Annotated in this window: 17 protein-coding genes; 14 read left to right on the forward strand and 3 right to left on the reverse strand. The window is 67.4% G+C overall.

Going from position 1 to position 17,466, the window contains the following annotated elements:
- Positions 1-137 precede the first annotated feature (137 nt).
- Positions 138-1,505 (reverse strand): exodeoxyribonuclease VII large subunit, encoded by a 1,368-nt coding sequence (xseA, locus tag NGK62_RS29545; RefSeq protein WP_251881666.1) that lies wholly within the window; start codon positions 1,503-1,505, stop codon positions 138-140.
- A gap of 351 nt (positions 1,506-1,856) precedes the next feature.
- Here xseA and NGK62_RS29550 point away from each other — a divergent pair, with 351 nt between their 5' ends.
- The 10 genes from NGK62_RS29550 to rpsT all read left to right on the forward strand — a co-directional run bounded on the left by NGK62_RS29550 (position 1,857) and on the right by rpsT (position 9,989).
- On the forward strand, positions 1,857-2,480 hold the full coding sequence (locus NGK62_RS29550; protein WP_059379882.1) for a MotA/TolQ/ExbB proton channel family protein: 624 nt from the start codon (positions 1,857-1,859) through the stop codon (positions 2,478-2,480).
- Positions 2,477-2,890, forward strand: a complete 414-nt coding sequence (locus tag NGK62_RS29555) for an ExbD/TolR family protein (protein WP_059379883.1) — start codon at positions 2,477-2,479, stop codon at positions 2,888-2,890. Before NGK62_RS29550 ends, NGK62_RS29555 begins: the two co-directional genes overlap by 4 nt.
- Positions 2,887-3,927 carry a tetraacyldisaccharide 4'-kinase gene (gene lpxK / locus NGK62_RS29560; protein ID WP_118932826.1) on the forward strand — a complete coding sequence of 347 codons (1,041 nt, stop codon included), beginning with the start codon at positions 2,887-2,889 and terminating at the stop codon, positions 3,925-3,927. Before NGK62_RS29555 ends, lpxK begins: the two co-directional genes overlap by 4 nt.
- 64 nt (positions 3,928-3,991) lie before the next feature.
- Positions 3,992-4,174, forward strand: a complete 183-nt coding sequence (locus NGK62_RS29565; protein ID WP_059379885.1) for a Trm112 family protein — start codon at positions 3,992-3,994, stop codon at positions 4,172-4,174.
- Between the two features lie 10 nt (positions 4,175-4,184).
- Positions 4,185-4,949: a 3-deoxy-manno-octulosonate cytidylyltransferase gene (gene kdsB, locus NGK62_RS29570; protein WP_059379886.1), complete on the forward strand. Its 765-nt coding sequence runs from the start codon at positions 4,185-4,187 to the stop codon at positions 4,947-4,949.
- 91 nt (positions 4,950-5,040) lie between these two features.
- Positions 5,041-5,697 (forward strand): adenylate kinase, encoded by a 657-nt coding sequence (adk, locus tag NGK62_RS29575; protein WP_059379887.1) that lies wholly within the window; start codon positions 5,041-5,043, stop codon positions 5,695-5,697.
- Between the two features lie 133 nt (positions 5,698-5,830).
- Complete coding sequence (locus NGK62_RS29580; protein ID WP_059379888.1) at positions 5,831-6,589, forward strand: 3-hydroxyacyl-CoA dehydrogenase; 759 nt, start codon at positions 5,831-5,833, stop codon at positions 6,587-6,589.
- Between the two features lie 152 nt (positions 6,590-6,741).
- A complete protein-coding gene (murJ, locus tag NGK62_RS29585; protein ID WP_059379889.1) occupies positions 6,742-8,301 on the forward strand; it encodes a murein biosynthesis integral membrane protein MurJ in 1,560 nt (519 codons plus the stop codon).
- Positions 8,302-8,492: 191 nt separating this feature from the next.
- Entirely contained in the window at positions 8,493-9,467 is a 975-nt protein-coding gene (locus tag NGK62_RS29590; protein WP_251881668.1) for a FecR domain-containing protein, read from the forward strand.
- A gap of 258 nt (positions 9,468-9,725) precedes the next feature.
- Positions 9,726-9,989 (forward strand): 30S ribosomal protein S20, encoded by a 264-nt coding sequence (gene rpsT / locus NGK62_RS29595; protein WP_006396042.1) that lies wholly within the window; start codon positions 9,726-9,728, stop codon positions 9,987-9,989.
- A gap of 150 nt (positions 9,990-10,139) precedes the next feature.
- Here rpsT and NGK62_RS29600 read toward each other — a convergent pair whose 3' ends face one another.
- Positions 10,140-11,012: a LysR family transcriptional regulator gene (locus NGK62_RS29600; RefSeq protein ID WP_251881670.1), complete on the reverse strand. Its 873-nt coding sequence runs from the start codon at positions 11,010-11,012 to the stop codon at positions 10,140-10,142.
- 207 nt (positions 11,013-11,219) lie between these two features.
- On the opposite strand from NGK62_RS29600, the gene NGK62_RS29605 reads away from it, so the two are divergent.
- From NGK62_RS29605 to NGK62_RS29615, 3 genes are read left to right on the forward strand one after another with little or no spacing between them, the layout of a single operon-like run.
- Complete coding sequence (locus NGK62_RS29605; protein ID WP_251881672.1) at positions 11,220-12,785, forward strand: GMC family oxidoreductase; 1,566 nt, start codon at positions 11,220-11,222, stop codon at positions 12,783-12,785.
- Between the two features lie 2 nt (positions 12,786-12,787).
- Positions 12,788-14,260, forward strand: coding sequence for an aldehyde dehydrogenase family protein (locus NGK62_RS29610; RefSeq protein WP_251881674.1), 1,473 nt, complete (start codon positions 12,788-12,790; stop codon positions 14,258-14,260).
- Between the two features lie 42 nt (positions 14,261-14,302).
- Complete coding sequence (locus tag NGK62_RS29615; RefSeq protein ID WP_251881676.1) at positions 14,303-15,202, forward strand: catalase; 900 nt, start codon at positions 14,303-14,305, stop codon at positions 15,200-15,202.
- On the opposite strand, the gene NGK62_RS29620 is transcribed toward NGK62_RS29615, so the two are convergent.
- Positions 15,160-16,113: a LysR family transcriptional regulator gene (locus NGK62_RS29620; RefSeq protein WP_118932820.1), complete on the reverse strand. Its 954-nt coding sequence runs from the start codon at positions 16,111-16,113 to the stop codon at positions 15,160-15,162. The genes NGK62_RS29615 and NGK62_RS29620 overlap by 43 nt on opposite strands.
- Positions 16,114-16,228: 115 nt before the next feature.
- On the opposite strand from NGK62_RS29620, the gene lysA reads away from it, so the two are divergent.
- Positions 16,229-17,464 carry a diaminopimelate decarboxylase gene (gene lysA / locus NGK62_RS29625; protein WP_059379896.1) on the forward strand — a complete coding sequence of 412 codons (1,236 nt, stop codon included), beginning with the start codon at positions 16,229-16,231 and terminating at the stop codon, positions 17,462-17,464.
- Positions 17,465-17,466: the final 2 nt, after the last annotated feature.

The raw sequence follows: 17,466 nt of genomic DNA on the forward strand, positions 1-17,466 counted from the left end.
AAGCCGTTCAATTGTATCGGCAACTACTGAGGATACCGCGTTAACCCCCCGCCCGCGCGGGGTTAAGGGACGCATCTGCTCATTACCTGAAGCATGTGCTCATGGCAGCGGCCTCAAGGGCGCGCGACCGCCCTCTTTCAGGAAGCCTCGCGCGTCTCGCGGCCGCGCGTGACCGCGACTTCGGCGCCGCCTTGCGCGAAGCTCAGGTCCAGCGCCTGCCCCGCCGTCAGCGCGGCCCCGTCCCGCACGATGCGGCCTTGTTCGTCGCGCGCGATGGCGTAGCCGCGGGCCAGCGTGTTGCCCGGATCCAGCGCGCGCAATTGCGCCGTGGCAGACGCCAGCCGGTTGCGCCGCTGCACCAGCAACCGCGCATGCGCCTGGCCAAGCTGGCGCGCCGCGCCCGCCAGGCGGTCGGCGGCGCGGCCGGTATCGGGCACGCGATGCGCCAGGCGCTGCGTCAGCAGGTTGACGCGCGCCGCGCGCCGCTCCTGGGGCCCGGACCAGGCGGTCGCCAAACGGAAGCGCAGGCTGTTCAGGCGCTCGCGCTGATGCTCCAGGCGCTGGGCCGGTGACACCAATTGCGCGGCGGCGCGGTCCAGCCGCTGCGCCGCGCGTTCCAGGCGGCGCTGCTGGCCGCGCGTCATGGCCTCTGCCGCCTGCATGACCCGGCCCAGCAGTTCCGAGCGCGGCACGCAGGCCAGTTCGGCGGCCGCGGTCGGTGTGGGCGCACGCACGTCGGCAACGAAATCGACGATGGTGAAATCCGTTTCGTGCCCCACCCCGCTGATGACGGGAATGGCGCTGGCCGCGACTTCGCGGGCCAAGGCTTCGTCGTTGAAACTCCAAAGATCCTCGATGCTGCCGCCGCCACGCACCAGCAGCAGCGTATCGACCTCGGCGCGCTGGTTGGCCATGCGCACCTGGGCGGCCAGCCGCCCGGCGGCGTCGGCCCCCTGGACCGGCGCCGGGTAGATGAACACGGGCACCTGGGGCGCGCGCCGCGCGAGCGCCGACAGCACGTCCCGCAGCGCCGCGGCATGCAGGGACGTCACCACGCCGATCGCCCGCGGCAGGCGCACGGGTTCGCGCTTGGCGGCCGGATCGAACAGGCCTTCGGAAGCCAGTTGCTCCTTCAGGCGCAAAAACGCCTCGTACAGATTGCCTAGTCCGGCCCGCCGCATGGCGTCAGCCTGCAGCTGATAGTCGCCGCGGGGCTCGTAAAGGGACACGCGGGCCCGGATTTCGACCTGGTCGCCGGCGCGCGGCGTGAAACCCACCGCACTGGCGCGGCTTCTGAACATGACAGCCCGCACCGAGGCCCGGCTGTCCTTGAGCGTGAAGTACCAATGCCCGGAAGCCGCCGCCGTGAAGTTGGAAATCTCTCCGCGCACCCACAGCGCCGGGATGCTGCGCTCCAACAACTGCCCCACAGCTTGATTCAGCTGGGCAACCGTCAGGATATCCCGCGCGAATACGTTGTTTGTGACTGTAGATTCAATTGTCATGGGGCTTTCCGATGCATACCTGTCCACAGGAGCCGCGTAGCGGGCCGCAATCATACCGCGTCCCAGCAGATTTCCCCCAACCGGCCCGAAAGCCAGCAAATTAGAACCAAGTCATTGTTTTTTATAAGAATTTATTGAAATCCAAGCTGCTCGAAATTGAAGCAAACAAGTGCAAGCCCTGTGCCCACAAGCAATTCCGGGAAGTTTTGCACAGAATTATCCACAAGATCTGTGGATAGATTGGGGGTCGTACCGACTTGCCACACCCCCGCCGCACCGTTACAGTTTCGGCTTGATCAGATGCCGGTCCGCGCCGCCTTGCGTACCGGTTCCCCCCGGGAGTTGAACGCTTTGCTTTCCATACTGCGCGAGGCCGGCTGGCCGATCTGGCCCCTGCTGGCGACATCCGTCCTGGGCCTGGCGCTGATCTTCGAGCGCTTCCTCTCCCTGCGCCGCGGCTTGGTCATGCCGCGCGGCCTGAGCGACCAAGTGGCTGAAATGCTGCGCAACCGCCAGGACACGCCCGACGCGATCAACCGCCTCGAGCGCAACTCGCCGCTGGGCCGGATCCTGGCCGAAGTGATGCGTCACCGTCATCTGCCGCGCGAGGAACTGCGCAACGTGGTCGAGGACACCGGCCGCGCCGTGGCCCACGACCTCAGCCGCTACATCTCCGCCATCGGCACCATCGCCGTGGTCGCGCCCCTGATGGGTCTGTTCGGCACCGTGGTCGGCATGATCGAGATCTTCGGCTCCTACACCCCCGGCGGCGGCGATCCCGCGCAACTGGCGCGCGGCATCTCGATGGCGCTGTACAACACCGGCTTCGGCATCCTCATCGCCATTCCCGCCATGATCGCGCACCGCTATCTGCGCGGCCGCGTGGACGGCTACCTCAGCGCCATGGAGCAGACCGCGTCGCGCCTGGTGCGCGCGGTCGCCCCCGGCTCCGCCACGCGCGAGGGCCGTTCATGAATTTCCGCGGCCCCCGCGGCGAGCGCGATGAGCTGGACATCAACCTGATTCCGCTCATCGACGTGCTGCTGGTCATCCTGATCTTCCTGGCGGCAACCACTTCCTTCGCGCGCTTCACCCAGCTGAAGGTGACGCTGCCCCAGGCCTCGATGGAACAGGACACGCCTCCGGCGCTGGAAGTCGCCGTCAGCCAGGACGGGCGCTACGCGCTCAACGGCACGCTCATCGACGTCTCCACGCCCCCCGAGATCGCCGAGGTCCTGCGCCAGGCCGCGGCCGGCAAGACCGAACCGCTGGTCGTCATCAACGCCGACGCCCAGGCCACCCACCAGTCCGTGATCAACGTCATGGAAGCCGCCCGGCTGGCTGGCATCGGCCGCGTCAACTTCGCCGCGCAGACCACCCGGTGACCGCCAAGCGTGCCTCGACGCTGCTGGCGCGCCAATGGCAGCGCGGCGGCTGGCTCTCCAATCTGCTGCTGCCGCTGTCCAGGCTGACCGCCTGGGAAGTGGCGCGCAAGCGCCAGCGCTACCTGGACGGTACCCGCAGCTCGTACCGCGCCCCGGTTCCCGTCGTGGTGATCGGCAATGTCTACGTCGGCGGCACGGGCAAGACCCCCATGGTCATCGCCACCGTCGAAGCGTTGCGGGCCCGCGGCTACACCCCCGGGGTCGTCAGCCGCGGCTACGGCGTCAAGGTCGGCCCGCACGCCCGCGTGGGGCTGGGCGAGCTCGAAGCCGCCCGCTTTGGCGATGAGCCCGCGCTGATCGCCCGCGCCACCGGGGCGCCGGTTTCCGTGCACCCGAAGCGCGCCCTGGCCGCCCAGGCCCTGCTGCAGGCGCACCCCAAAGTGGATGTGATCGTCTCGGACGACGGCCTGCAGCATCTGGCGCTGGCACGCGATGTCGAAATCGTGGTGCAGGACGAGCGCGGCGTGGGCAATGGCCGCCTGCTGCCCGCGGGCCCCTTGCGCGAACCTGCCGAACGGTTGCGGGAGGTCGACGTGGTCGTGACGAACATCGGCACGCCCGACGGCCAGCCGCAAGCCGCTGGCAGCGGCCGGCCGCGGCAAGTCCGCATGTGGCTGGAGCCGGGCGATACGCGCCAGGTCTCGGGCCGCGGCACGCGCCCCCTGGCGGCCTTCGCCGGCCAGCCGCGCATCGCTGCGGCGGCGGGCATCGGCAATCCGGAACGCTTTTTCACCACGCTGCGCGGCGCCGGCATCCAGCTGGAAACCGCGCTCGCCCTGCCCGATCATCACGATTACGCCGAGTCGCCCTTCCAGGCGCTCACGGCCGAGGCCATCCTGGTCACGTCCAAGGACGCGATCAAATGCGCCGCCCTGGACGATCCGCGCCTGTGGGAAGTGCCCGTGCGCGCCGGCTTTTCCGACCCCCAGCTATTCGACTGGCTGGCGCAGGCGCTGCGCCAGCCGGCCCGGGCCTAGCAAACCGTCCGCCTGGTAGCGCCGCGCGGCCCGGCCCCCGGCAAACTGCTTTAGAATTCCGGTCATGGAATCCCGCCTACTCGACATCCTCGTCTGCCCGCTGTGCAAGGGCCGCCTCGAACACGACCGGCAGCAAGCCGAACTGGTTTGCCGTGCCGACCGCCTGGCCTTCCCTGTGCGCGACGGCATCCCCGTCATGCTGGAATCGGAAGCCCGCGCGCTGGACGACGCCCCCGCTGCCCACTGAACCGCCGCGCATGAGCTTCATCGCCCTGATCCCGGCGCGCACCGCCTCGACCCGGTTGCCCGACAAGCCGCTGGCCGACATCGCCGGCAAGCCCATGGTCGTGCGCACCGCCGAACGCGCGGCGCTGTCCGGCGCCTCCCGCGTCTATGTGGCCACCGACGACGTCCGCGTGCAACAGGCGGCGCAGGCGCACGGGCTGCAGGCGCTGATGACCCGCGCCGACCACCCGACCGGCACCGACCGCCTGGCCGAAGCCGTGGAGCAGCTGGGCCTGCCCGACGACGCCATCGTGGTCAATGTGCAGGGCGACGAACCCCTTATCGAACCCGAACTCATCGATGCCGTGGCGGCCAAGCTGCAAGCCAGCCCCGAGGCAGACATCGCGACCTGCGCCTGTCCCCTGGCCAACGCCGAAGCGCTGTTCAACCCCAACGTGGTGAAGCTGGTCTGCGCCGTGAACGACCGCGCGCTGTACTTTTCACGCGCCCCGATCCCCTGGGCCCGCGATGCGCTCGCCTCCGGCGAACGCGTGCTGGCGGAAGGCCTGCCGGCCTGGCACCACATCGGCCTGTACGCGTACCGGGTGTCGTTCCTGCGCCGCTATCCGGCCCTGCCGCAGGGCGCGCTGGAACGTTTCGAATCCCTGGAACAGCTGCGCGCCATGGAACACGGCCACGTCATCGTCGTCCATCGGGCGTCCCACCCTCCTGCCGCCGGCGTAGATACCCCGGCGGATCTGGAACGCGTCCGACAGGTCTACAGCAAGCAGATATAAGGGTTATTTCCTATGGCGCGGCTCCGCATCGGCTGCTGCATTGCGGCATAATTCCCCGGATCACAAAAAATACACCCCTTCAGGAGCACTCATGCGTCTCATCTTGCTCGGACCTCCCGGCGCCGGCAAAGGCACCCAGGCCGCGTTTCTCACCCAACACTTCGGCATCCCCCAGATTTCCACCGGCGACATGCTGCGCGCCGCGGTCAAAGCGGGCACGCCGTTGGGCATTGAAGCCAAAAAGGTCATGGATGCCGGCGGTCTGGTTTCCGACGAGATCATCATCGGCCTGGTGCAGGACCGTCTGAAGCAGCCCGACTGCGCCAACGGCTACCTGTTCGACGGCTTCCCCCGCACCATCCCGCAGGCGGACGCGCTCAAGAGCGCCGGCGTCAAGCTGGATTACGTGGTGGAAATCGAAGTCCCCGAAGAAGACATCATCGAACGCATGAGCGGCCGCCGCGTGCACCAGCCCAGCGGCCGCAGCTACCACGTGCGCTTCAACCCGCCCAAGGTCGAAGGCCGTGACGACGTCACCGGCGAAGAACTGATCCAGCGCGACGACGACCGCGAGGAAACCGTGCGCAACCGTCTGGCCGTGTACCGCGACCAGACCCGCCCCCTGGTCGACTACTACTCGTCCTGGGCGCAGCAGAATCCCGCCGACGCGCCGAAGTACCGCAAGATCTCCGGTGTCGGCGCGGTCGAGGAAATCAAGGCACGCCTGTTCGCAGCCGTCCAAGGCTGATCGGCGCCTCGATGGCTCACAGGCCTTCGGCGCCGGCACCGGAACGCATCGCGTCCGGCCGGCCCCGAAGGCCTCGTCATATCCGGCGCCTGCCGCGCCGCTTTCATCCCTAGAACTCACTGGTGGTAGACACATGGAAATCGCGAACAAGGTATTCATCGTCACGGGCGGCGCGTCCGGACTGGGCGCCGGCACGGTGCGCATGCTGGTCGAAAATGGCGCCAAGGTCGTCATCGCCGACGTGCAGGACGAACCGGGCTCGGCCCTGGCCAAGGAACTGGGCCAGCGCTATGTCCACTGCGACGTGACCCAGGAAGCCGACGGCAAGAACGCCGTGGCCGCTGCGCTCGAACTGGGCTCGCTGTTCGGCCTGGTGAACTGCGCCGGCGTCGCGCCCGCCGCCAAGATCGTGGGCAAGAACGGCGCGCATCCGCTGGAACTGTTCCAGAAGGTCGTGTCGATCAACCTGATCGGCAGCTTCAACATGATGCGCCTGGCCGCCGAGGCCATGAGCGCCAACGCGCCCGAACCCACCGGCGAACGCGGCGTGCTGATCAACACCGCCTCCGTCGCGGCCTTCGACGGCCAGATCGGCCAGGCCGCCTACGCCGCCTCCAAGGCGGGCGTGGCCGGCATGACCCTGCCCATCGCGCGCGACCTGTCCAAGACCGGCATCCGCTGCATGACCATCGCCCCGGGCATCTTCGGCACGCCCATGATCTTCGGCATGCCGCAGGAAGTGCAGGACTCGCTGGCCGCCAGCATTCCCTTCCCCGCCCGCCTGGGCCGTCCGGAAGACTATGCCAAGCTGGTCCACAGCATCGTCACGAACGACATGCTCAACGGCGAAACCATCCGCCTGGATGGCGCCATCCGCATGCCGCCGAAATAATGCCCCCACGCTTCGCCCGCTACGCGGGCTCTCTGCCCCACAAGGGGAAAAGACGCTCCGGCGTAGAGAAAAAGCGTTGGGCGAAGCGTTGTCCCACTCAAGGGGCAATGTTGGTCATGGGGCCTATAGGCCCCCTTTTTACGTAGTCATCCATGAGCCTGTTTCGTTCGGCGGCCACGGTCAGCAGCTTCACCCTGCTGTCCCGCATTTCCGGCCTGATCCGCGACATCCTGGTGGCCCGCGCTTTCGGCGCCGGCCCCATCACCGACGCCTTCTGGGTCGCTTTCCGCATTCCCAACCTGCTGCGCCGCCTGTTCGCCGAAGGGGCCTTCGCCCAGGCCTTCGTGCCCATCCTGGGCGCCGCGCGCAACAACCGGTCCGAAGCCGAAGTCCGCACCCTGCTGGACCGCGTGGCGCTGCTGCTGACCGCGGCGCTCATGCTCATCACGCTCATCGGCATCGTCGCCGCGCCCTGGGTGGTATCGGCCATGGCCAGCGGCCTGCGCGGCGCCGCCCGCGACACCGAATTCGGCGCGGCGGTCTGGATGACGCGGGTGATGTTCCCCTACATCTTCTGCATGTCGCTGATCGCCTTCGCCTCGGGCGTGCTCAATACCTGGCGGCGCTTTGCCGTGCCGGCCTTCACGCCGGTGCTGCTCAACCTGGCCATGATCGCCGCCTGCATCTGGCTTGCCCCGCGCATGGACGTGCCGGTCTATGCGCTGGCCATCGGCGTCATGATCGGCGGCGTGGCGCAACTGGCCGTGCAATGGATCGCCCTGGCCCGGCTCGGCCTGACGCCGCGCTTCACCCTGCGGTTCCGCGAGGCCTGGGGCGACCCCACGGTGCAGCGCATCCTCAAGCAGATGGCGCCCGCCACCCTGGGGGTCTCGGTCGCGCAGATCTCGCTCTTGATCAACACCAACATCGCCACCTGGCTCACGCCGGGCAGCGTCACCTGGCTGTCCTTCGCCGACCGCCTGATGGAATTCCCCACGGCGCTGCTGGGCGTGGCGCTGGGCACGGTGCTGCTGCCCAGCCTGTCCGCCGCCCATGCCCGCGACGACCACGGCGGTTACAGCGGGCTGCTGGACTGGGGCCTGCGCCTGGTGCTGCTGCTGGGCCTGCCGGCGGCGGTGGGCATGGCGCTGCTGTCCGATGGCCTGGTCGCTACCCTGTTCCACTACGGCGCCTTCGCCGCCCAGGACGTGAGCCAGACCCGCCTGGCGGTGATTTCCTACTCCGCCGGGCTGATCGGTCTGCTGGCCGTGAAGATCCTGGCGCCCGGCTTCTACGCCAAGCAGGACATCCGCACGCCGGTGAAAATCGCCATCGGCGTGCTGATCATGACGCAACTGATGAACCTGGTGCTGGTGCCGCTGATGGCGCATGCCGGACTGGCCCTGGCGATCGGCCTGGGCGCCTGCCTGAACGCGCTGGCCCTGCTGATCGGACTGCGCCGCCGCGGCGTCTACCAGCCCGGTCCCGGCTGGACCGCGTTCGCGCTGCGCCTCCTGCCCGCCCTGGCGGCGCTGGCGGCCTTGCTCTGGTATGCGGACGGGCGCATCGACTGGATCGCCCTGCAGGCCCATTCCTGGCAGCGGGTGGCCTGGCTGGCCGGCGTGCTGGCAGCCAGCGGCGCGGTCTACTTCGGAATGTTGTTACTGTTTGGCTTCCGCCCTAGGGACTTTGGCCGACGTCCGGCGCGCTAAGTTCGGACAATCTGCCTATATACACGTCAAAAGCCGGTCTAGTACCGGCTTTTTTGCATTAGATTCGTCAAGAATTGACAATCAGCCGGTAATCTTTGGTAAAAAACCTTTATTATTTACAAATTGCCATCGAAAGGATCCCCCTTGAAGCACTGCGGGGACATGAAGTGAAGTACGCCCAAGGACAACCCATGGCGGACCAGGTAATCAATTGGCTGCTGTTATTGCGCTCCGGCAAGGCGACCGCCCAGGACTATAACGACTTCCTGGCGTGGCGCGCTGCCGACCCAGCCCACGAAAATGCCTGGCAGCAGCTGACCGGCTCGCTGGAAGGATCGACGTTCGGCCGGCTTGGCGACGCCTATCCCGCCGGTTACGCCACCGCTGGCCCCGCCATCCCGCCTCTCGCGGCCCCTCTCGGCCCAGCCATTGCGCCCCCTCGCCGCCGTTTCTTGGCCGGCGCGCTGGCGCTCGCCGGCACCGGAGCCTGCGCCGCCTACGTCGGCAATGCCTTCTATCCCCTGGGCAACGTGGCGGCGGATGCCGCCACCGCCACGGGCGAACGCCGCCGCTACGTGCTGTCCGACGGCAGCCAGCTGCTGCTGGACGCCCGCAGCCGCGTCAACCTGGACTTCACGCCTGCCTACCGCCAGGTCCGCCTGCTGGACGGCGCCGTGACGGTGTCCGTGGCGCCCGACGCGCGCCGCCCTTTCCTGGTCCAGACCGCGGAAGGCACGGTCCGCGCACTGGGCACCCGCTACATGGTGCGCCAGCAAGCCCAGCGCACCCTGGTGGTGGTGCATGAGCACGAGGTCGAGGTCGAGGTCGAAACCATGTCCGGCGCCCACGGCACCGTCCGCGCCGGCACCGGCGCCCGGTTCGACGCGGCCCGCATGGATACCCCGCGCGCCGAACTCATGGCCGAGGCCGCCTGGGAAGCCGGTTGGGTCGAAGCCCGCGGCCGCCCGCTGGCCGAAGTGATCGCCGCCCTGCGTCCCTACCGCAGCGGCACGCTGCGCGTGTCCATGGCCGCAGGCGGCCTGCCGGTATCCGGCCACTTCCCGCTGGATGACACCGATGCCGCGCTCGATACGCTGCGCGAAATCATGCCCATCCACGTCCGCCGCTTCACGCCCTGGTTCGTCTCCATCAGCGTCGCCACCTGACAACGCCGGCGTCCGCGCCGTGTCGCCAGAGCGGCTTCGTTGTATACTAAGCACGGTGTTTTTATCCAGTAGGCGCCACGGGTTTTCCTCAAACACATGAGGACCATCCGCAAGGGCTTTCCAGCCCAGGGAATTCCTCCCGCAGCGCCCCCGCCCGGTTGACGGGCGCTCCATCGGCTGATCAAACATTAAAAGCTTGCATTCCCGTAGGGACTTGCTACAATGTTCGACTTTGCCGAATTCAACTTATATAGCAACATGGCCAATACCGCCCAAGCCCGCAAGCGCGCTCGCCAATCCGTTGAGCGCAACAAGCACAATTCCAGCCTGCGCTCGATGCTGCGCACCGCCATCAAGCGCGTTCGCCAATCCATCGCCGCTGGCGACAAGGCTGCGGCTGGCGAAGTGTTCCAGAAGGCCTCCAGCGTGATCGATCGCGTGGCTGACAAGAACATCATCCACAAGAACAAGGCCGCTCGCCACAAGAGCCGCCTGGCTGCCGCCATCAAGGCGCTGGCCTAAGCCATTCTGCCGCCCTGTTTTCAGGGCGTCACGAATACGGCAAATGAAAAAGGATGCCCTTGGGCATCCTTTTTTGCATTTCCGCCCACCGCAAAGCCTCTAGTTTCCTGCGCCCACATCCATTCTTTGGACGCCCCGCTCCCGACGCAGCTACAGCCGCGCCGCGATCCGCTCGGCGAAGAAATCGATGAATGCGCGCACCCGGGCAACCTCTGCCGAACGGGGCGGCCATAGCAGCGAAACGCTGCCCCGGTTTTCCGTGTAGTCCTCGAGCACCGGCCGCAGCCGGCCCGCCGCCACGTCTTCCTTTACCAGGTAACTGGGCACCTGCACGATCCCCAACCCGCCGATCGCCGCGGACGCCAGGGCCTCGCCATCATTCAATATGCTGGAGGGCTTGAACGTCCTGCCCGGCGGTTCTCCCTTGAAGGCCCAGGTTTCCGTCCTGCCCGTAGTTGGAAACCGATAGTGGATGCAGCAATGCTCACTGAGATCCCCGGGCGTGCGCGGCGTGCCGCGCTGGGCCAGATAAGCGGGCGAAGCGCAAGTCGTGAACGCATGCGGGCCGATGTTGCGGGCCTGCAGTCTTGAATCCTCCAGCTCGCCCAAGCGCAATACGAGGTCGTATCCGTCCTCGATCACGTCGACGATCAGGTCGTCCAGGTTGATGTCCACCATCACCTCGGGAAAGCGCGCGTGGAAGTCGCTGAGCGCCGGCAACACGATCCTGCGGCCCATCACCGTGGGAACGCTGACCTTGAGCCGGCCCCGCGGCGCGTTCTGCACCAGCTGCAATTCCCGCTCCGCCTCCTGGAGATCCTTCAGGATCTTGCTGACATAGCGGTACAGAACCTCGCCTTCGCCCGTCGGCCCCAAAGAGCGGGTACTGCGATGCAACAACCGCACGCCCAGCTTTAGCTCCAGCCTTTCCACCGCCTTGCCCGCCGCTGAAGCGGACAAACCCAGCTTGCGCCCGGCCGCGGCAAAACTGCCGGACTCCACCGTGGCCGCGAAGGCCACCATTCCACTGAACGATTCGATCGAAAAGGTTCCGGACATATGTTCGCGACTCTAAAGACCGCCACCCGTCTTCTGCCGGCGGCGGTACCGATGAATGATGCACCCAAATGGATGGCGAGCTGAACGCTGGCTCCAGCTGATCCGATCAGCCGTCGATGCGCTTGAACCTCCGATCCTGACACAAGCTCGGAATTCTTATGGGAGACCACAATGAATACAGGACTACGCCACCCTTTGGAGTCAGAAAATTCAGACTTCGAGCATGCTGCCTTCGACATCATCGTGGTGGGAGGCGGCTCGGCCGGAGCCGTGCTGGCCAGCCGCCTGAGCGAAGATCCGACCCGCCGAGTGCTGCTGATCGAAGCCGGCCGCGCCTATCCGCCCCACGCTTACCCCGACGCCGTCCGCGCCCAGAACATCATCGGCGGCGATGCCAAGCACGACTGGGGATATGCATCCCTGCCAGGCTGGGGCGGAAAATCCTTCCCGGTTCCGCGGGGCAAGGTGCTGGGCGGCTCCTCGGCCGTGAATGCCGGCGTCTGGATGCGGGCGCCCGCAGCCGACTTCGAGCGCTGGACCCGGGGAGGACTGCCGCATTGGTCCATCGCCGACGCGCTGCCGTTCTTCCGCGGCAGCGAATGGACCGCCTCGGGCGCGGACCAATGCCACGGCCGCTCCGGCCCGGAACCGGTGCACCAGCTGCACGACGACGAGATCTCCGACATGCAGCACGCGTTCGTGGTGTCGGCCCAGATGGCGGGTCACCCCCGCGTTCAGGATTTCAATGGCGACTCGCCTTTCGGCGTCGGCCCCTACCCGATGAACAACCGCATGGGCCAACGGCTGAACACGGGCATGACCTACCTGTCGGACCTGGTGCGCGCCCGGCCCAACCTGACGATCTACAGCGAAACGCTGGCTGACCGCGTCGATATCAGCGATGGCCGGGCGCAAGGCGTGATCCTGGCCGATGGCGAGCGGATCGAAGCCGGCGAAGTCGTGCTCGCGGCCGGAACGTATGGATCGGCAGCCATCCTGCTTCGCTCCGGCATCGGGCCGGCGGCGGACCTCAAGGCCCTGGACATCCCCGTTATCGCCGATCTGCCGGTCGGCCTGCGGCTGCAGGAGCATCCCTTCTACTACACCGTTTGGGCCGCGCATCCCGAACGGCTGGGGCTTCCCATCCCGCCGGTCGGCGCCATTCTGTGGACCCAGTCATCCGAAGCCGGCCCGGGCGACGGCGACCTGCACGTCAGCGCCGTGCACTACGGCGATCCCGCCGACTCGCCCACCGGCGCGATCTTCATGCTGGCCCTGGCGCTGACCCGTCCCAGCTCCACTGGCACCCTCAGGCTGCGGGACCGCGATCCCCGTACCGCGCCGCTCATCGACCTCAACATCCTCGGGACCGCGCGCGATCGAGAACTGATGGTCGAAGGCATCCAACTGATCCGGCGGATCGCGAGCCAGGGTCCGCTGTCCGAGATCATCGCCCAGGAACTCATACCCGGCCCGGCCGCTGCGGACGCCGCCGCGCTGGAAGCCGCCCTCCCTGCGGCGCTGGACATCTATCACCACCCGACCTCGACCGCCCCCATGGGCGGCGACGGCGATCCCGGCGCGGTAACGGACTATCAGGGGCGCGTGCGCGGCATCGCCGGCCTGCGGGTCGCGGACGCTTCCTGTTTCCCGGACATTCCCTCGGTCGCCACCAATCCCACCGTAGTCATGCTGGCCGAGCGCATCAGCAACTGGATCAAGAACACGGAGACCTGACCATGAACGATGCCGCAAACACCGCCTGGTCCCGCAAGGCCTACAACTGGATCGGAGGCGTCCAGCTCTCCGAAGGCGCCTTGAGGGAATCGATCGACCCTGCCACCTACAACATCATCGGCCACTACCCCGACAATGGCCTGCAAGCGGCAAGTTCGGCCGTCGCGGCCGCCGTGCGCGCCTTCCGCACGACGCCGTGGGCGCATGACCACGAACTGCGCGCCCGCGTCCTGGAGCAACTGGCGCGCGCCTTCGAGCGCAACCGCGACCGGCTGCTGGATATCCTTTCGCTCGAAAACGGCAAGATCAAGGGCGAAGCCGGCTTCGAACTCGACATGATTCCAAGCAAGCTGCGCTACGCGGCCGCCGCCGCCCTGCTCGAAAGCGGCCGGGCGCTGACGCCCAGGCCTGGCAGCATCTCCATGGTCCTGCGCCAACCCATGGGCGTGGCGGCCGTGATCGCGCCCTGGAATTCGCCGGCGGTGCTGACGATACGGTCGCTGGCGCCGGCCCTGGCGGCGGGATGCACGGCGGTCGTCAAGCTGCCCGGCCAAGTGGCGCAGACGGCCAGCTTCATGGCAGAAATCATGGCCGAAGCTGAGGATCTGCCGGACGGCGTGGTCAATCTGTTCTTCGAAAGCGGACCCGAAGGCTCCGCCTATCTCGTGGACTCGCCCGAGGTTCCCGTCATCAGCTTCACCGGCTCCACCCGCACCGGCCGCGCGATCAGCGGCGCCGGCGCCAGGCACTTGAAGCGCTTCGGCATGGAACTCGGCGGCAAGACTCCCATGATCCTGTTCGATGACGCGGACGTGGACGCGGCGTTGCCCGTGCTTGAAAAGGCATTGACTGTCTTCAGCGGCCAGTTCTGCATGACCGGCTCCCGCTTGCTGGTTCAGGACGGCATCTACGCCGCGGTCCGCGACGGACTCGCCTGCCGGCTGCGCCAGGTCAAGGTCGGCCCGGCTGCCGATCCGGACAGCGATATGGGTCCGCTGATCGACCGCGCCAGCGTCGAACGCGTCGACCATGCGGTCGTCCTTGCGATCGCAGCGGGCGCCACGGCGGTCGAACGCGGCGGGCCGGTGAACAGCGGCCCGCTGGCCAGCGGCGCCTTCTACCGCCCCACCCTGCTGGAAGTGACCGACAACAGCCTGGCCATCGTCCAGCAAGAAACCTTCGGCCCGGTGCTGACGATCCAGCGCTTTGCCAATGAGGCCGAAGCCATACGCCTGGCCAACGACAGCGAGTACGGCCTGGCCGCCAGCGTCTGGACCCGCGACGTAGAGCGGTCGCTGCGCGTCGCGCAAGCCATCGACGCGGGTTCGGTATGGATCAACGACTGGGCCAAGGTCTACGACGGCACCGAGGAAGGCGGCTTCAAACAGTCCGGACTGGGACGCCTGAACGGCGTGGCCGCGCTGGAAGACTTCATCGAGTACAAGCACATCGCACTCAAATCCGGCCTCGGGTAATGCCGACGAACCGGAACATCCATTAGAAGAAAGGAGGCAACCATGCCGGATTCCACCGCCGCAAAGCTGATCGACGCGCTCCATGCGGGCGCGGAGGTCTCGCCAGGCTGCCGCGTCAATCACGCGCGCGGACTGCTTGTTGAAGGCAGATTCCTTGGCGTGCCCCGGGCAGCGCAATTCTGCGCTTCGCCCATGTTCAACGACGCGGAGCAGCCGCTCCTCGTCCGGTTCTCAGACTCCGGCCCCGACCCGCGGATCCGCCAGGACAGTCCGCAAGCCGAACCGCGCGGCCTGGCCGTGCGTATCGGGCAGGATTCCCAGTTGGTGCTGGTCGGCCACTCGATCGAAGGCTTCCCCGCGCAAGACCCGCAGACGTTTCTTGCATTCATACAGGCCTTGAACACGCAGCACACGGCCCCTGAATCGCTGCAAGCCCACCTGGCGGCCAATGCGCCGGCGCAACGCTTCGGCCGACTGCAGCAAGACACCCTGCCCACGGGCTACGCCTCCCGCAGCTACCACATGCTTCATTCCTACCGCCTGACCGCCGCGGATGGCGGGACGCGAACTGGCAGGCTGACGATCCGGGGCAGGAACGCCGATGGCGCTCACAAGGCCCTGAACGGTCGGAACTGCATGGACGAGGCCTTGCGCCACGCAATGGAGGCGGGCCCGGTGGCGCTGGAACTGGCGTTCACCCCGGCGCCGGAAGAAGGCGCGACGAACGACCCGTCCGCTGGCTGGCCCGAACACGGCGGCTCGATGCTCCTGGGATACCTGATGCTGGAACGCCTTGCGCCAGATCAGGACGCGCAACGCACCCTGGTGTTCGACCCATCCATCCTGCCTGCAGGCATCGAGTTCGTGGGCGACCCGCTGCTGAAGGCGCGCCTGCTGGCCTACCGGTTGGCGGCAGAGCGACGACTGCGCGGTATTTCCTGATCCAGGCCTGACGCCAGGCGGCTCCGGGCTGCCGCTGCCGCCTCGCGCAATGACGCCATCAGCCCGCCCACCAGCGGATTGCCTGGCCGATGCTCAGGAAACACCACGCTGACCCGGAACGGAAACGAGCGCGCCAAGGGACGGATATGCAGGCCCCGGCCGGCAAAGTCCAGCGCGGTCAGCGGATTCACGATGGCCAGGCCCAAGCCCTGCCGCACGAAGGTGCACACGGACACGGCGGTCGTCGTCTCGACGATGGACCGCCGCAGCACGCCGGCTTCGGCAAAGGCCTCGTCGATCTGGATGCGGTAGGGATCGCTGGAAGACAGGCTGACGAACGCCTGCCCTTCGAAATCCGCCAGCTCTATGCGCTGCCTGCCCAGGAGCGCATGAGCATCGGGCAGCACGCAGACCTCGTCCACTTCCAGCAACAGCTCCACGCGCGTGCCGGCCGGCGCCGCATCGTGTTCGGTCAGGCCCAGGTCGTAGCGCTGGGCGCTCAGCCATTCCTCCAGGAAGGGCGATTCCTGCGTTTCCAGCATCAGGCTCACCCCGGGATGGCGTTCGTGGAAGCGCCGGAATGCATCCGGCAGGATGGAATGGGAAAAGACCGGCAAAGCGATCACCGACAACTGCCCGCCCTGGTAGGCCCGCAGGCGGGCGGCAGCCGAGGCCACCCGCTCCAGGCCCGCGTAGGACTGACGGACCTCGTCGAACAGCGCCAGGCCCGGCATGGTGGGCCGCAGCCGCCCCGCCACGCGGTCGAACAGCGTGAAGCCTATGCCCTGCTCCAGGCGCGCCAGCTCGCGGCTGACGGTCGGCTGGGACGACCCCAGCAGTTCGGCCGCCTTGGTCACGCTGCCGGCGATCATGACCGCGCGGAAGACTTCGATTTGCCGGTGCGTAAGCATCGCCTACCCATATCAAAAATGAATCGATCAAGGAAATTTAAGCATTTTACTGGATGACCAAAGCCGGGCATCATGCCGCCTTGTTTTCACTTCCACCAACAAGGTTTCGCCCGCCATGGCCTTCGATCCGCGCCAACTCACCCAACTCGCCGCCGAGCACGGCACGCCGCTTTGGGTGTACGACGCCGCCGTCATCCGTGAACGCATCGCGCAACTGCGCCGCTTCGACACCATCCGCTATGCGCAGAAGGCCTGCTCCAACCTGCACATCCTGCGCCTGATGCGCGCCGAGGGCGCCGTGGTGGACGCCGTCTCGCTGGGCGAGATCGAGCGCAGCCTGGCCGCCGGCTTCCAGCCCCAGGGGGAGCCGGAAGGCATCGTCTTCACCGCGGACCTGATCGACCACGCCACGCTGGCCGCCGTGCTCAAGCACGGCATCACCGTCAACGCCGGTTCCCTGGACATGCTGGCCCGCGTCGGCCAGGCCTCGCCCGGCCATCGCGTCTGGCTGCGCATCAACCCGGGCTTCGGCCACGGCCATAGCAACAAGACCAACACCGGCGGCCCGCAGAGCAAGCACGGCATCTGGATCGGCGACGTGGCCGCAGCCATGGCCATCGTGCGCCGCCACGGCCTGAAGCTGGTCGGCATCCACATGCATATCGGCTCGGGCGTGGACTACGCCCACCTGTCCAGCGTGTGCGACGCCATGGTCGACGTGGTCGCCTCGCTGGACCACGACATCGAAGCCATTTCCGCGGGCGGCGGCCTGTCCATCCCGTACCGCGAAGGCGATGCCCGCATCGACTGCGACCACTACTTTGAACAATGGGACGCGGCGCGCCGCCGCATCGCCGAGCGCCTGGGCCATGAGATCCGCCTGGAAATCGAGCCGGGCCGCTTCCTGGTCGCCGAGGCCGGCGCGCTGGTGTCGGAGGTGCATTCGATCAACCGCCGTCCGGAGCGCGATTTCGTGCTGGTCGACGCCGGCTTCAACGACCTGATGCGTCCGGCCATGTACGGCAGCTATCACCAGATTTCGGTGCACGCGCCCGACGGCAGCCGGCCGCAAGGCGCGGCCGAGACCCGCATCGCCGTGGCCGGCCCGCTGTGCGAATCGGGCGACGTGTTCACCCAGGACGCCGGCGGCGTGGTGTCGGACCAGTTGCTGCCGCAGCCGCGCATCGGCGATTTCCTGGTGTTCCACGACGCGGGCGCCTATGGCTCGTCGATGTCCTCGAACTACAACAGCCGCCCGCTGGCGCCGGAAGTGCTGCTGGACAACGGCGCGGCGCGGCTGATCCGCCGCCGCCAGACGATAGGCGAGCTGCTGGCGCTGGAAGAGGCCTGAGC

Source organism: Achromobacter sp. Marseille-Q4954 (assembly GCF_943737025.1).
In the GTDB taxonomy this organism is placed as follows: Bacteria; Pseudomonadota; Gammaproteobacteria; order Burkholderiales; family Burkholderiaceae_B; genus Achromobacter; species Achromobacter bronchisepticus_A.